Raw genomic sequence first — 16,140 nt, 5'->3', positions numbered from 1 at the left:
ACGGCGCAGGGCGTCATGGTCCGGGGTTCCGTGCCCTCGTCCGCGCCGGCCCGATCTTGACGGCTGGATGAGCGCCTGCGAGCGCCGGCCGGAAAGCACGGCGCCCGCAAATCCGTCACATCCGCTCAGCCAGCCAGTTTAGCAGCAAGTTTCGCGACATGGGCGCCCTGGAAGCGCGCGCCTTCCAGTTCAACGGCGGAAGGCTGACGCGATCCGTCGCCATTGGTGATCGTCGAAGCGCCATAGGGCGAGCCGCCCTTGACTTCTTCCGTGCCCATCTGGCCCTGGAATGTGTAGGGCAGGCCTGCCACCACCATGCCCTGGTGCAGGAATGTCGGGATGAAGCTCAATATGGTCGATTCCTGGCCGCCATGCTGGGTCGCGGTCGAGGTGAAAGCGGAGCCGACCTTGCCGACCAGCTTGCCCTGGAACCACAGGCCGCCCGTCTGATCCCAAAAATTGCGCATCTGCGAAGCCATGGTGCCGAATCGCGTGCCGGCGCCGACGATGATGGCATCATAGTCGACAAGATCATCGACCTTGGCGATCGGAGCCGGCTGATCCATCTTGTAATGCGAGGCCTTGGCCACCTCTTCCGGAACCAGTTCCGGCACGCGCATCACGGTCACGTCCGCGCCTTCGGATTTGGCACCTTCCGCCACGGCATAGGCCATGGTTTCGATGTGACCATAGGTGGAATGATAAAGAACCAGAACCTTCGCCATATTTCTCTCCGTTGATGTCCGGGGCAGAAATCCGCCCGCGTCCGCTGTAATTTATCCGAGTTTCCCCGACTTGCCAGACCATGGCTTGCGGACGGACTGTTTGCAAAACGCGAACGATCCGGCCGCCACGGTCACAAAGCCTTGACAATCGCCGCGCAATTGCCCGGCAATGCCGCGTCAAGAACCGCTCGTCTCTTCTCTGCTTTTTTGGCATAAGCAGTCTTGTCGATTTTTGAGTTCAAGAGGGAATTCCCATGCCCACCGAGATTGTCACGGCTGCCATGCTGGCGATTGGCGACGAACTTCTGTCCGGCCGGACGAAAGACAAGAATATCGGCCATCTGGCCGATGTGCTGCTTTTGGCGGGCATTGATCTGAAGGAGGTGCGCATCGTCGCCGATGATCAGCACGCCATTGTCGATGCGCTGAATGCCCTTCGCGCACGCTACACCTATGTGTTTACCTCGGGCGGCATCGGGCCGACGCATGACGACATTACCGCCGATGCCGTATCGGCGGCGTTCGGCCTGCCCTGCGAGCATGATCCGCAGGCGATGCAGCTCTTGAGCGCCATGTATGCCGGACGCGGCATGGACTTCACGGAGGCGCGGCAGCGCATGGCCCGCATGCCGCGCGGCGCCCGCCACATCGCCAATCCCGTGTCCACGGCACCGGGCTTCATCGTCGAGAATGTCTATGTCATGGCCGGCGTCCCGCAGGTCTTCCAGGCCATGGTCGACAATATCCTGCCGGACCTGAAAACCGGCAGCCCCATGCTGACGCGTGCGCTTGCCTGCCCCTATGGCGAAGGCGATATCGGCACTGCGCTCGCTGCCATCCAGCAGGCGCATCCGGAGACGAGCATCGGCTCCTATCCCAAATATGACGGGCAGCGTTTCTCCACCGAACTCGTCGTGCGGGCGCGGACGGCCGAGGCGCTGGAAGCCGCCAGCGAAGCCATTGCCGCGATGATCACCAATATGGACAAAGCCCGTTCGGTGACCCGCCCCGGCCCGGAAGCCTGACGCCGCCAGGGGACATCGGTGATCACGGCGGATGATTTCGGGCCGCCTTGACCCACCTCAATGCAACCCCATGTCTTGATGAGGATGGTGGATCATCATCTACCGAGATCTTTATCAGGAGGCACCACAATGGGCTACCGGACGATCGTCGCCATTCTCGACAATCAGCATCATGCCGCGCCGATCAGCGATTTCGCCGTCGCATTGGCGCGGCAGTTTTCGGCACATGTCATCGGACTGCATGTCGAAGCGGTCGCGACGGTGCCGTTGATCGCACCAATGGAAATTCCGGATCCGACGGCCATCGAAGTCCTGCAGAAGGCAGCGCAGGAAGAGACGCGGGCGATCGAGGCGATCTTCCGCAAGCGGATGGATGCCGAGGGCCTGTCCTATGAATGGCGCAATGCGATTTCCACCTCCGGCTATCATTGCGATCTGGCGCTGTCGGTTGCCCGCACCAGCGACCTGATCCTCGCCTATCAGGCGGATGAGCGCCAGGGGGGCGAGCCGGCGGCGGATCTCGAGGCCCTGCTGATCGAGACCGGACGGCCGCTTCTTCTCGTGCCGCACGTGCTGATGGAAGCGCAGCCGATCCGTCGAGCGCTGATCGCCTGGAACGGATCGAAGGAAGCGGCGCGCGCCGCCTTCGATGCCCTGCCTTTGTTGAAGGATGCCGAGAGCGTCGAGATCTTCTCGGTCGACCCGCCCGACATGGCGGGCCAGTCTCCGGATCTGGCCGGCGCCGACCTTGCCTCCGCTCTGGCCCGGCACGGCGTCAATGTCGCCTTGCGCACCGAAGAGAACTGCCAGATCCCGACAGCGGCCGCGATCGAGAACAGGCTCACGGAAGATGGCGTCGACCTTCTGGTGATGGGCGGCTATGGCAGTTCGCGCTGGTGGGAATTCCTGTTCGGCGGCGTTACCCGCAGCGTGCTGGAAAGCATGACGGCGGTGACGCTTCTGTCGCGCTGATTGCCGCTTGCATAAGCGTTAGCCAATATCACGCTTGTGCTTGCCATATCTGATCATCTGCCGCTAATAGCAACGGCCAACGGGATGCGCGACACGTGCGTATCCCGCGGGCTGCACCGCAAGGCCGGCGCGCCCTCCACTCTCGAACACTGCGCGCCTGGAGCCATCGATGTCATTACCCGAAAAAGCCTTTCCCGTATCCTGGGATCAGTTCCACCGCGATGCCCGCGCGCTTGCCTGGCGGCTTGCCGGCCTGCCGCAGGATTTCCGCGCGATTGTCTGCATTACCCGCGGCGGTCTGGTTCCGGCGGCGATCATCTCGCGCGAACTCAATATCCGGCTGATCGATACCGTCTGCGTCGCCTCCTATCATGACTATGTCAACCAGGGCGAATTCAACCTGTTGAAGGGAATCGCCCCGGAACTGATGACGAATGAGGGCGAAGGCATTCTCGTCATCGACGATCTGACGGATACCGGCAAGACCGCTTCGGAGGTTCGCAGCCTGATGCCGAAGGCGCATTTCGCCTGCGTCTACGCTAAGCCGAAGGGTGTGCCGACGATCGATACCTTCATCACCGAAGTGTCGCAGGATACCTGGATCTATTTCCCTTGGGATATGGGCTTTACCTATCAGGAGCCGATCGCCAAGGGACCAAAGGGCTGATCGCCGAAAGCGGCTGAGAGCCCGGCCCCCGATCCTGCCGTTTCGACGGGCGTGGACTGCGGGCCAAACACGTCCGGGGACACGCTGGCGTGCCCCCGGGTCTTTTTATAGGTCTTTCCCGAACATCTTTTTCAGACCTTCATCCCGACGTCTTGTCGGTCCGGATGGACCGGATCTCAGGCTGCCGTGCGATAGGAATTTGCAGTCGCGCTGGCACTGGCGCCGCCATCGAGGCGGAAATGGGCCAGCGTCTCGCTGAGCTGCCGGCTTTCGGATGCGAGAACCTGGCTTGCGGCCGTCGTCTCTTCCACCATGGCGGCATTCTGCTGGGTCATCTGGTCCATGTGGTTGACCGAAGTGTTGATTTCGCCCAGCGCCGCCGACTGTTCCGACGCGGCCCGCGCGATCATGACGACCTGTTCGTTGACGCGGTTGACGAAGTTCTCGATCTCCTTCAGCGCCTCGCCGGTGGAGAGAACCAGCGATACGCCGCCCTTCACCTCATCCGCCGACGTATTGATCAGCGTCTTGATTTCCTTGGCGGCATTGGCGGACCGCTGGGCCAGTTCGCGCACTTCCTGGGCAACGACGGCGAAGCCGCGGCCCGCCTCGCCGGCCCGCGCCGCCTCGACGCCGGCATTCAGCGCCAGAAGATTGGTCTGGAAGGCAATTTCGTCGATGACGGAGATGATCTGGCTGATCTTCTGCGAGGATTGCTCGATGCGGCCCATGGCGTCGATCGCATCGCGCACGATGCCACCGGACCGGCTGGCGCTGACCTTGGTATCGCCCACCAGCTTCGTCGCCTCATTGGCGCGATCGGTCGACATTCGCACGGTCGTGGTGATCTCTTCCAGCGCGGCAGCCGTCTCCTCAAGCGCGGCGGCCTGTTGCTCGGTCCGACGCGACAGCTGGTCGGCCGCCGAGGAGAGTTCGCCGGAATTGTCGGAAATGGTTCCGGCAGCCGTGCGGACATTCGCCATGGTGCCGCGCAGGGTCGCCATGGTCGCGTTGACATTCTGCTGCAGCTCGGCAAAGGCGCCCTGGAACTGGCCGTTCATATCTTGGGTCAGATCCTGCTCGGCCAGCGCTGCGATCACGCGGCGGACTTCGGTAATGCCGCGATCCACGTTCTCCACCAGTTCGTTGACCCCGGTGGCGAAGCGCGCCAGATCCTCATCCTCATAGCTCTTGGTGATCCGGCGGCTGAAATCGCCGGATGCGGCCGCGGCCACCATATCGCTGATGGAGACCTGCAGGTCCTTGCTCTGACGGTTGAGTGCCGCTTCCTGCTGTTCCAGTTCGCGCATGTGGATTTCATTGGCGCGGAAGATTTCCAGCGCCCGGGCCATTTCACCGATTTCGTCCTTGCGATCGGTATCGGTGACGGCGTTCGACGAATCACCCTTGGCCATGGCGCTCATGACGAGCGTCATGCGGCGGATGGGTCTGGCAATCTCGCGCCGTGCGATGATGAGGCTGAGCGCCACCCCTGCCGCAATGCAGATGAGTGCCGTCACAGCCAGGATGAGAACCGTGGTGCTCGACTTGTCCAGCGCGAAAGTGCGGGACTGGGAGAGGGTCTTGGCCGAATAGGTGCTGTAGACCTTGATGGCGGCGGTAACGGTCTTCTGACCCTCGAGCGCTGCATCAAGAGCGGCTGCCATGGCCTTGGGATCCTTGCCGGCATCGGTTCCGGCGATCTTCACCATGCTGCGAATCGTATCGAAATAGGCGTTCAGGCTGGTGCGGATATCCGAAAGCTGCTTCTGCTCCTCCTGATCGGCAGTGGCGGCGATCTTGGGCAGGCGCTCCAGCATTTCCTTGGCCCGCTTCTCCGTCTCGGCGGCGAAATCGGCCGCCTTTTCCGGCGCAAACGCCAATTGGTAGGTCATTCTGGAAATGGCGATGACGTCGATGCGCAGATCCATGGCCTCGCGGGCAACCTCCTCGCGGGCGCCGGTATCCTTCAAGGCAGATCCCAGCGAGAACAGGCCATTGGCGCCCACGGCCGCAATCGCGGCAGAGGCGGCGCCCATCAGCACGACGACAAGGCTGATCTTTTTCAATATGCTTAGGTGACGGATTTTCATCAGTGAACCCCTGGCTCGGACGGACAAGAATGCGGAAAGGCCGGGGCTCGAAGGCGCGCCACCGTCTTTTCTGTCAGTCAATTATAATTTTCGAACGTTAAAAATTTTTCCGGTGTGCCGCACTGCGGCAAAGCCCGCATTTGCAGGCCTTCCGGAGCGTGAGCCTGAAAGGCCAATCCTTCACCGCGAATGAGCTGCCGCGGCCAAGGCATTGACTTTCCTCAGCGATTCGTTTCTCCCCGTTTTCCACAGCTGCGAGCCACAATATCTTGTGGTTAAAAATCCATTGCGAGCTACGCCTTGACGAATCTATGCGGGCGGACGAGATTGCTGTTCATGTTGCGGCGGCGACTGGACCGGGCATGACGAGGCCGGTTCCAACAAGCGTAATCCTGTTTCCTGCAGGCCTGAAACGTGGCGATTTCTCACAAAGCGCCCGGTGGAGAACTGCGCCGTTCGCTTGGCTGTGCCGCGATGAAAAAGGAATGGTGGAAATCGATTATTTACGCTATATTTAGTATTGGCGACCACCATACACGCAATATATAGGCTAAACCATCTGCGGATGATTTACCATTCGAGCTGAAGACGGAACGGTTGCCGGTGGCATTGCGCCATTGCGACCGAGAGGACATTTCGCGCCCAGCGGAGCGCGGCAACGAGGACGAGAGACATGCGCATTGAACGTCGCTTCACAAAACCCGGCGCAGGCGCCTATGCGGAGATTAAGTTCCGCAAGGCCACCAGCGAGATCCGCAATCCGGATGGCTCCATCGTCTTCCGCCTGGCCGATATCGATGTGCCCTCGCAGTTCTCGCAGGTCGCGACCGATGTCCTGGCCCAGAAATATTTCCGCAAGGCCGGTGTTCCGAAGGTTTTGAAGCGCGTCGAGGAGAATGACGTTCCCTCCTTCCTGTGGCGTTCGGTTGCCGATGAGAAGGCACTGCGGGATCTGCCGGAGGCGGAGCGCTACGGATCGGAAACCGATGCGCGGCAGGTCTTCGACCGGCTGGCCGGCACCTGGACCTATTGGGGCTGGAAGGGCGGCTATTTCTCCTCCGAGGAAGATGCATCCGCCTTCCGCGACGAGCTGGCCTATATGCTGGCGACGCAGCGGGTTGCTCCCAATTCCCCGCAATGGTTCAACACCGGCTTGCACTGGGCCTATGGCATTGACGGTCCCGGCCAGGGCCATTTCTACATGGATCCCTTCACGGGCAAGCTGACCAAGTCCAAGTCGGCCTATGAGCATCCGCAGCCGCATGCCTGCTTCATTCAGTCCGTCGAGGACGATCTCGTCAACGAGGGCGGCATCATGGACCTTTGGGTTCGTGAGGCGCGCCTGTTCAAATACGGCTCCGGCACCGGATCCAACTTCTCCTATCTGCGCGGCGAAGGCGAAAAGCTGTCGGGCGGCGGCCGTTCGTCCGGCCTGATGAGCTTCCTGAAGATCGGCGACCGCGCGGCGGGCGCCATCAAGTCCGGCGGCACGACGCGCCGCGCCGCCAAGATGGTGGTGGTCGATATCGACCATCCGGATATCGAGGATTATATCGACTGGAAGGTCAAGGAAGAGCAGAAGGTCGCGGCCCTCGTCACCGGCTCCAAGATCGTCTCCCAGCATCTGAAGGCCATCATGAAGGCCTGCGTCAACTGCGAAGGCGATGGCGACGATTGCTTCGATCCGGCCAAGAACCCGGCGCTGAAGCGGGAAATCCGCGCGGCCAAGAAGGACCAGGTTCCGGAAAACTATGTCAAGCGCGTCATCCAGTTCGCTCGCCAGGGCTACAAGGATCTGGAATTCAAGACCTATGATACGGATTGGGATTCGGAAGCCTATCTCACCGTGTCGGGCCAGAATTCGAACAATTCGGTCTCGCTGAAGGACGACTTCCTGCGCGCCGTGGAAAAGGACGGCGACTGGAGCCTGACCGCCCGCAAGGACGGCCGCGTGATGAAGACGCTGAAGGCGCGCGATCTGTGGGAGAAGATCTCCTATGCCGCCTGGGCCTCTGCCGATCCGGGCCTGCACTTCAACACAACCATGAACGACTGGCACACCTGCCCGGCGGCCGGCCCGATCCGCGCCTCCAATCCCTGCTCGGAATACATGTTCCTGGATGACACGGCCTGCAACCTGGCCTCCTTGAACCTGTTGCAGTTCAAGGATGCGGCGACGAAGCGGATCGATATTGCCGATTACGAGCATGCTGTGCGGCTGTGGACGGTGGTTCTGGAAGTGTCCGTCATGATGGCGCAGTTCCCCTCGCGCCGGATTGCCGAACTGTCCTACGAATACCGCACGCTCGGCCTCGGCTATGCCAATATCGGCGGCCTGCTGATGTCCTCCGGCATTCCCTACGACTCTGCCGAAGGCCGCGCCATTGCCGGTTCGCTGACGGCGATCATGACCGGCGTCGCCTATGCGACCTCGGCGGAGATCGCCTCGGAACTCGGCCCCTTCCCGGGCTTTGGGCCGAACCGCGAGAACATGCTGCGGGTCATCCGCAACCACCGCCGCGCGGCCTATGGCGAGGCGACGGGCTATGAGGCCCTCTCCGTCAACCCCGTACCGCTGGTGCATGCGGAAAATCCGGATCAGGACCTCGTGGCGCATGCCAAGGCGGCCTGGGACAAGGCGCTGGAACTGGGCGAAAAGCACGGTTACCGCAATGCTCAGACGACCGTCATTGCACCGACCGGCACGATCGGTCTGGTGATGGATTGCGACACCACCGGTATCGAGCCGGATTTCGCCTTGGTGAAGTTCAAGAAGCTGGCCGGTGGCGGCTATTTCAAGATCATCAACGGCGCCGTGCCGGAAGCGCTGCGGTCGCTCGGCTATAGCGAAAGCCAGATTGCCGAGATCGAAGCCTATGCCGTCGGCCATGGCAATCTCAACCAGGCGCCTGGCGTCAACCCCTCGACGCTGCGCGCCAAGGGCTTCACCGACGAGAAGATCGAGGCCGTCAACGGCGCGCTGAAGGCCGCCTTCGACATCAAGTTCGTCTTCAACCAGTGGACGCTGGGCGCTGACTTCCTGAAGGACGTGCTGAAGGTCTCCGATGCCCAGCTCTCCGATATGAGCTTCAACCTGCTGGAGCATATGGGCTTTTCCCGCAAGGACATCGAAGCGGCGAATATCCATGTCTGCGGCGCGATGACGCTGGAGGGCGCGCCCTTCCTGAAAAACGAGCATCTGCCCGTCTTCGATTGCGCCAATCCCTGCGGCAAGATCGGCAAGCGCTACCTGTCGGTGGAAAGCCATATCCGCATGATGGCGGCGGCCCAGCCCTTCATTTCAGGCGCGATCTCCAAGACGATCAACATGCCGAACGAGGCGACCGTCGAAGATTGCGGTGCAGCCTACATGCTGTCCTGGAAGCTGGCACTGAAGGCCAATGCCCTCTATCGCGACGGCTCGAAACTGTCCCAGCCTCTGAATGCCTCCCTGATCGAGGACGAGGAGGACGAGGATGCCCTGGAAGAGCTGCTCCAGGCACCGGCGGCGGCGCAGGCCGTGCAGGTAACCGAGAAGATCGTCGAGCGCGTGGTCGAACGCCTCGTCCGCAGCCAGGAAAAGCTACCGTCGCGCCGCAAGGGCTATACCCAGAAGGCGAAGATCGGCGGCCATACCATCTTCCTGCGCACCGGCGAATATGACGATGGCCGTCTTGGCGAGATCTTCCTCGACATGAACAAGGAAGGCTCGGCTCTGCGCGCCTTCATCAACAACTTCGCCATCTCCGTCTCGCTCGGCCTGCAATATGGCGTGCCGCTGGAAGAATATGTCGATGCCTTCACCTTCACCAAGTTCGAGCCGGCAGGCATCGTGACGGGCAATGATGCGATCAAGAACGCGACGTCGATCCTCGATTACGTGTTCCGCGAACTGGCCGTCTCCTATCTCAGCCGCCACGATCTGGCGCATGTCGATACATCGGACTTCTCCTCGACGGCGCTGGGCCGTGGGGTATCGGAGGGCAAGGCGGACATCGTCTCCAAGGGGCTGACGCGTGGCTACCGGCCGACGCTGGTGGCCGGTGGCGCCGCTGCCGGGGAGCCGCGCGGCTCTGCATCCGCTGCTCCGGCCAAGGCCGCGCTGGCCAGCGGTGGCAGCAGCAATGTGACGGCCTTTTCCGGCTCTGCCGCGCGCAAGCTGGAACCGGCTCTTGCCGTTTCCTCTTCCGAAGTGGTCTCGTTCAAGCGGGATTATGAGGAGCGCGCACGCGAACTGGCCGAGGAAGTGGCCGAAGAAGTGCTGGCCGACGAAGTGACGACCGGTCTCTTCTCCGACCAGGCCGCCGCCGACGCCGCATCCGCCAAGGCCGACGCGAAGAAGGTGGAGGCCGAACGCCGCATGCGCTCGATCGCGCAGGGCTATACCGGCAATATGTGCACCGAGTGCCAGAACTTCACCATGGTGCGCAACGGCACCTGCGAGAAGTGCGACACCTGCGGCGCCACGAGCGGCTGCAGCTGAGCAGGCGCAGAGGTGAAAAACGGCTGTGGCGCGCAACCGGATCGGACAGCGCGCCACGCCTGCGGATATTCGATCTCAAGGCTGCGCCCCAGCCGCAAGCTCCAGGTGCCAAAGGGCGCCTGGAGCTTCGATCTGCTTGAGGGCAAGCGCCGAAGGCGACCCCAGCGCCGCCTGTCAGGTGATGTCCTGAGCGTCAGGGCCTGACCGTCCGGGTTTGACCCTCAGGGCTTGCTCATCACCGCCCGAATTTCAAGGCTTGACCATCACGGCATGGAAGGCAAGGCTCCGACGATCCGAAGCGAGAGCCCCTCGTAAGGATCGAGCCTCAGGGAAAGCGCACCATCTTCCTGCAGGTCGCCCTTGATCGTCTCGGCGATCATGTCGACCACCGGTCCGGCCGCGACATGCGGCAGAAGCACGACCTCTTCCACCGGCACGCTGCTGAAGTTGAGCGCCGTCACCTGCGTCCCGCGACCATCGGGCAATTCATGAACCATGACGAGCAGGCCCGGCGCCGCCGTATCGGGGATCAGGGTCTGTCTGGCTGCGGCAATGCCATAGGCGTCGCGGACAGCCAGAAGCCGCTTCAGCTGACTGGCGAAGGAATCGGGCTGTTCAAGCTGATCGCAGATGGATCCGTATAAGGCGCGGGCGCGCGGAACGCCTTCGGCCGACTGCGCTTCGTTCGACTGCCCCGTCAGGTCATAGGCGCCGCGCTCGATCCAACGCGTATCGCCATCTCCCATCAGGTGCTTCACCTCCTCCGGCCTGACCGGCAGAGCCCCGACGAGATCCCAGCCCGAAAGCGCGAAAATGCCGGGCTGGAAGGCGTTGTACATGACCAGCAGGAGATGGATCTTGCGGATCAGCTTCACCGTCTCGTCGTTGATCGTCTCGAGATCGTCAATTCCCAGGGCAGCCGCGATGACGCTTGCCGTCGTGCAGGCGATACCATTGGTGACGAAGGGGAGATTATAGGGAGCGCTGGTTCCGGAGAGGCGCTCGCGGATCACGTCTCGCAGATGCATTCGCAGTGTGCGGCCCTGCCAGCTCTGTCCTGCGAAGGTATAGATGTCGTCTGCATGCAGCGTCCAGAAATGCACCAGTTCCGTCGTCAGTTCGTCGTGATTCTGAAGCGCATGAATGAGCGAGGCAGGATCGATGCCGAGGTCATGGGCGGTGCGCAGCATCAGGCGCAGGAATTCCACATCGCCGGTCAAAAGAGCATGATGGTAGGCCGGGCGGGTGATGAAGTCATAGGAAAGATCCGCGCCACCCTTGGACATCGCCGCAATATCGTCGACCGTCAGGTTGAGCTCCTGGAAGGAAAAGCCGCCAGCCTTTCGAATCATGCCGGCCAGAAGCGCATTGCCTGTCATGGACAGCGGGTGGCTTTCGGACCAGGCGGCTCCTTCCGTTCGGCGCTCGACCCCGAGGAAGCCGTTCGCGTCGAGCCGAAGTCCGCGCGCACCCAGATGATCGATCGAGTGAAGTGCGTCGCCGATGATCATCTGCTGCGCTGCAAAGGATGGATCAAGCCAGTTGAGGCTCGGCTGCCCTTCCTTGAAATAGTGGAGGTAGATCCAGCGGCGTGTCTTGCCGTCAACGCCTTCCACGGGCGAAGTGGCGCTCCAATCGGTTTCCTTCACGCCGGGCTCGAAGAAGATGACGCGTTGCAGATGGCCGACGATGAAGCCGCGATCCTTGAAATAGTCGACGGCGTCCGGGCTGAGATTTGCCGCGTCCCTTCCATCGGGCACTTCGGGAAGGTGCGGCCATTCTTCCTCGGGTATCTCCACCATGTGATAGAGGCCGGGATAGGAGGAGTGGCGCATCTCTGCCAGACGGAAATCCGCGCCCTTGCCCGTATGAGAGGGAATGACATCGTCGATCACGATGGCATTGTGAGCGGCGGCCATACGGCTGATCGCGACGAATTCCTCTGTCGTGCCGAAGGCAGGATCGATCTCGAAGCTGATCCGGTCGAAATTGCCGTCAATGGTCGGCGTAAAGGCGCCGTCCTTCAGCCCGCCCGCACGCTTGGTGGGCCCGACATGGATGCCGCGCACGCCGATGGAGGACAATGCGGACCAGAGGTGAGGATCTCCGAGCGTCTTCAGGACCGATTCGCCGGGCTTGGTCAGAAGCGACGGCGGATAGGCGGTGAACCAGACCGAGGCGATCGCCGAGGCCGACCGGGGGCGCGGCTCGGCATAGGGGCGCTGCCACAGGCGGCCCTGCCCGCCATAGGTCTCGGCCATCCGCCTCGCTTGTTCGAGCATGGAAGCGGCGACAAGTTCTTCTATGGTCTCACGTGTGACTGGCATTCAGGTTCCCAACTTCATCGCGACGGACCGTCCCGTCCCAGACATACGATCTAGGCCGAACTTCCCGAAAGGGAACCGGCTAGCCGCAGGATTGCATCGGGCACCGAGCCGTCGCCTGCCGGTCGACAGCCTCATCGAATGGTGTTCGGCAACGCCGGGCGCCTGCCTCATGGTTGCGGTGAAGGATCTTGCGATGGCGTGACGGGACCGGGCAGACGGGGCAGGTCCTGCCTCCGCTCCGCGGTCAAAGCTTTGCACCCGGCATCCACGCTCAACGGCGTCACGAATGCCTCGGCCTCGACAAGCCTGTCTTTGCGGTGGCGCGGGACATAGGGCGCGGCCATAGCGGCAGGGGGGCCGGCCTGGCCCTTTCGGCGATCCCGCCCGCCCCGCATGGCAAGTCCGATCACGCCCAGCACGAATGCCGGCGGCACGACGAGCCACAAGGCCTTGATGGCATCCGGCGAAGCCCGAAAGGTGGCGAGGAGATCCGCCCAGAAATTATAATCCTGCATGCCGCCTGCCGTCTTGCCCCAGGTTCAAGCTGAACGGAGGACGGCGCACCAGGAGGCGCAAGCGCCCCTGGCGACCGGGGAGTTCGTAAATCGTCAACATACGACCGCCCCGACCTTTAGGTGCGCGCACCTTGGACATACGTCGGGGCCTCCCCAGCCATAGATGGTTGGAGAACCTATTTGGCACAGGTGATCTCCCAGCCACAACTGAAATGGCCGAGAGGGTGCCGCGGGCACCAGCCGATATTGAAGGGGTTACGAGCCCCGGGACCAAGCCGTTCACTCGATCCCGCAAAGACGATAGGTCAGCCCGGTCGGGGCATCCACTGCAAGAAATGACGGTTAGTTTCCGTGGATGCGCATCTTTTTGTGAAGAGAGCAGGCATGGACGCTGTGCGCTGATCCGACGGCGTCAGCGCGCACGGGAATGGAGGCAACGGGTATTTCTCCGGCGAGACAGGACGTTAGATCTGCCGGAAATCGTAACCCTGCATGCTGCATGCCGTCTTGCCCCAGGGTTCAAGCTGAACGGAGGACGGCGCACCAGGAGGCGCAAGCGCCCCTGGCGACCGGGGAGTTCGTAAATCGCTCATGAACGACCGCCCCGACCTTTAGGTGTGCGCACCTTGGACATACGTCGGGGCCTCCCCAGCCATAGATGGTTGGAGAACCCATTTGGCACAGGTGATCTCCCAGCCACAACAAGCATAGCTAGGAGGATGTCTCGTATCGCGGACATCAGTCGTCATGAGAGGGGTTACGAGCCCGGGACCAAGCCGTTCACTCGATCCCGCAAAGACGATAGGTCAGCCCGACCGGGGCATCCACTGCAAGAAATGACGGTTAGTTTCCGTGGATGCGCATCTTTTTGTGAAGAGAGCAGGCATGGACGCTGTGCGCTGATCCGACGGCGTCAGCGCGCACGGGAACGGAGGCAACGGGGATTTCTCCGGCGAGACAGGAAGAATGGGGATGCACGGCATCCGGTGCCGCACACCACCGACAGCGATTACGCCGCGTGACGTCCTTCGAGACCGGTTGCCACGACAGAGACGCGGAAGCGGCTTAACCAGTCCAGTCCAGTCCAGTCCAGCCCCGCCTCGCCCGCCCGGTCCGCCTCAGGGCAGTCGGAAGACGTGCGGTGCGACTGTCCAGCGCGGCCGCCAAATGCGGCCGCAAGCGCTTTGCCTATGGCTCTCAATAGGCGAGCGTCTGACCACTTTCACCATCCAGATCCAGCAGGCCATTGAGGCGCAGGTTCACGTAAGAGGGGCCGTTCGCGGTCATGGTGACATTGATGACATGGTCGATATTGCCTGGCCCCGGGCGCTGCCGGATACCGCCGCAGGTGGCCATGTTGATATAGTCATGGCCGTCAATGATCTCATGCGTGAAGTAATGCGGATGGCCCGCGATCACCGTATGCTTCTTGCCGGCAAGCATGGACTGGATCCGGGCAAACTGCTTGTCCTTCGTCTTCCAGGCCGGCTTGTGGAGAACCACGAAGGTCCAGGCCGGATCGGGGTGCCGCTTCAGGGTCTCGTCCACCCAGGCGACCTGGCGGTCGCTGATATTGACGACATTGCCCGAATCCTTCGCCGCCGCGATTTCCGGCAAAGCGATGAAGCCAGCCATGTCCCGCATCGCCTTTTGCGGGTCCTTCTTCATCAGATCGACCATGTCGTAATAGGGCGCGATGGTCTTGTCCGGGATCCGGATAAACGGATCTTCCGTATTGAGAACGAGAAACAGCGCCTTCTTGTAGGTAAAGCTGTAATAGGTCGGTCCGCGCCGATCCCGCCAGGCGCGCGCCGTCGCCTCATTGTTCACATCGTGATTGCCACAGCAGCAGAAGAAGGGGCAGCCAAGCTTGGCGATCGACCGTTCGGCCTCGTTCCACTGCGCATCGATGACGGCCTGATCCTCATGATATCCTTCAATGATATCCCCAACGGACAAGACAAAATCCGGCTTCAGCCAGCTCACCTGCACCATGGCGCGATCGAAGACGCCGGGACGACCGAAGGCCGTATTGTCCCCCACAATGGTGAAGCCGAGGGGTCGGTCGGTCAGGTCGGGCGCCATGGTCCAGGGAAAGGCGCCGGTGGGAACTTCGCTTCTGAACTCATCGCCATAAGCCGCAGCGTCCTCAGCCAGAGCGGCGGAGGGCAGCGCCACGGCGCTCGCAAATAGACCGCTTAAAAATTCGGAACGGGTAATCTTCATAATACTCTCCGGGTTCAAATGCTCCCGGAAAGCTAGGTTCTCGCAATGACAGGATCGTGAAGGGCATGCTTCTCCTGCAGCCACCTTCTTACCGGCCGCACATCTGCCGGAAGGCTTACGCCGCGTGACGTCCTTCGAGACCGGTTGCCACGACAGAGACGCGGAAGCGGCCGTCGAGATTGCGGTCGAAGATGGCACCGACGACGATGTCGGCCTCATCCTGCACCTCGTCGCGGATGCGGCTGGCGGCTTCATCCACTTCGAAGAGCGTCATGTCGGAACCGCCGGAAATCGAGATCAGCACACCGCGGGCGCCATGCACCGAGATATCGTCGAGCAGCGGATTGGCGATCGCCGCTTCGGCGGCGCGCATGGCGCGGTTCTGGCCTTCGGCCTCGCCGGTGCCCATCATGGCACGACCCATGCCGCGCATGACGGATTTCACATCGGCGAAATCCAGATTGATGAGGCCTTCCTTGACGATGAGATCGGTGATGCAGCCGACGCCGGCAAACAAGACGCGGTCGGCCGTCATGAAGGCGTCGGAGAAGGTCGTCTTGGCATCGGCAATGCGAAACAGGTTCTGGTTCGGAATGACGATCACGGTATCGGCCGCTTCACGCAATGCTTCAATGCCGGCCTCTGCCATGCGCATGCGCCGGTTGCCCTCGAAGGAAAAGGGCTTGGTCACGACGCCGACGGTGAGGATACCGGCCGAGCGGGCCGCACGCGCTATGACCGGCGCGGCGCCGGTGCCGGTGCCGCCGCCCATGCCGGCCGTGACGAAGCACATATGCGAGCCGGCAAGCTCGTTCATGATCTCATCGATCGATTCTTCCGCCGCGGCATGGCCCACATCCGGATGCGAGCCGGCGCCGAGGCCCGCCGTGACATGCGCCCCCAGCTGAATTCGGCGCTCGGCGCGCGAGGTTGCCAGGACCTGCGCATCGGTATTGGCGGCGATGAATTCAACACCCGCCAATTCCTCGGCGATCATGTTGTTGATGGCATTGCCGCCGCCGCCACCGACGCCGATGACGGTAATGTGCGGCCGCAATGCAGAAATACCGCTCTTGGCGTCGATCATTCCACTCTCCTTCGATCGAA

At 62.0% G+C, this 16,140-nt stretch carries 10 protein-coding genes; 4 read left to right on the top strand and 6 right to left on the bottom strand.

Features of this window, described 5'->3' with window-relative positions; genetic code table 11:
• Window positions 1-125: 125 nt before the first annotated feature.
• Window positions 126-725, bottom strand: a complete 600-nt coding sequence (gene wrbA, locus QTJ18_RS11435) for an NAD(P)H:quinone oxidoreductase (protein ID WP_252754755.1) — start codon at window positions 723-725, stop codon at window positions 126-128.
• A 254-nt stretch (window positions 726-979) separates the two neighbouring features.
• Here wrbA and QTJ18_RS11430 point away from each other — a divergent pair, with 254 nt between their 5' ends.
• The 3 genes from QTJ18_RS11430 to gpt all read left to right on the top strand — a co-directional run bounded on the left by QTJ18_RS11430 (window position 980) and on the right by gpt (window position 3,389).
• Complete coding sequence (locus QTJ18_RS11430) at window positions 980-1,750, top strand: competence/damage-inducible protein A (protein WP_252754754.1); 771 nt, start codon at window positions 980-982, stop codon at window positions 1,748-1,750.
• Window positions 1,751-1,879: 129 nt separating this feature from the next.
• Window positions 1,880-2,722, top strand: a complete 843-nt coding sequence (locus QTJ18_RS11425; protein ID WP_252754753.1) for a universal stress protein — start codon at window positions 1,880-1,882, stop codon at window positions 2,720-2,722.
• A gap of 169 nt (window positions 2,723-2,891) precedes the next feature.
• A complete protein-coding gene (gene gpt, locus QTJ18_RS11420) occupies window positions 2,892-3,389 on the top strand; it encodes a xanthine phosphoribosyltransferase (protein WP_252754752.1) in 498 nt (165 codons plus the stop codon).
• Between the two features lie 176 nt (window positions 3,390-3,565).
• On the opposite strand, the gene QTJ18_RS11415 is transcribed toward gpt, so the two are convergent.
• Window positions 3,566-5,482: a methyl-accepting chemotaxis protein gene (locus QTJ18_RS11415; RefSeq protein ID WP_252754751.1), complete on the bottom strand. Its 1,917-nt coding sequence runs from the start codon at window positions 5,480-5,482 to the stop codon at window positions 3,566-3,568.
• Between the two features lie 673 nt (window positions 5,483-6,155).
• Between QTJ18_RS11415 and QTJ18_RS11410 the strand changes: the two genes are divergently transcribed.
• Complete coding sequence (locus tag QTJ18_RS11410; protein WP_252754750.1) at window positions 6,156-9,965, top strand: vitamin B12-dependent ribonucleotide reductase; 3,810 nt, start codon at window positions 6,156-6,158, stop codon at window positions 9,963-9,965.
• Window positions 9,966-10,228: 263 nt separating this feature from the next.
• Here QTJ18_RS11410 and treS read toward each other — a convergent pair whose 3' ends face one another.
• The 4 genes from treS to ftsZ all read right to left on the bottom strand — a co-directional run bounded on the left by treS (window position 10,229) and on the right by ftsZ (window position 16,120).
• A complete protein-coding gene (gene treS, locus QTJ18_RS11405) occupies window positions 10,229-12,292 on the bottom strand; it encodes a maltose alpha-D-glucosyltransferase (RefSeq protein ID WP_252754749.1) in 2,064 nt (687 codons plus the stop codon).
• A gap of 167 nt (window positions 12,293-12,459) precedes the next feature.
• Window positions 12,460-12,807: a hypothetical protein gene (locus QTJ18_RS11400; RefSeq protein ID WP_252754748.1), complete on the bottom strand. Its 348-nt coding sequence runs from the start codon at window positions 12,805-12,807 to the stop codon at window positions 12,460-12,462.
• Window positions 12,808-14,004: 1,197 nt separating this feature from the next.
• A complete protein-coding gene (locus tag QTJ18_RS11395) occupies window positions 14,005-15,033 on the bottom strand; it encodes a metallophosphoesterase family protein (protein WP_252754747.1) in 1,029 nt (342 codons plus the stop codon).
• Window positions 15,034-15,148: 115 nt separating this feature from the next.
• Window positions 15,149-16,120, bottom strand: a complete 972-nt coding sequence (gene ftsZ, locus QTJ18_RS11390) for a cell division protein FtsZ (protein WP_252754746.1) — start codon at window positions 16,118-16,120, stop codon at window positions 15,149-15,151.
• Between the last annotated feature and the right edge of the window lie 20 nt (window positions 16,121-16,140).

This window comes from Rhizobium sp. SSA_523, assembly GCF_030435705.1.
GTDB lineage: Bacteria > Pseudomonadota > Alphaproteobacteria > Rhizobiales > Rhizobiaceae > Neorhizobium.
Note: the sequence above shows the minus strand (reverse complement) of the source record. Positions and strands in the feature narration are given on the sequence as shown.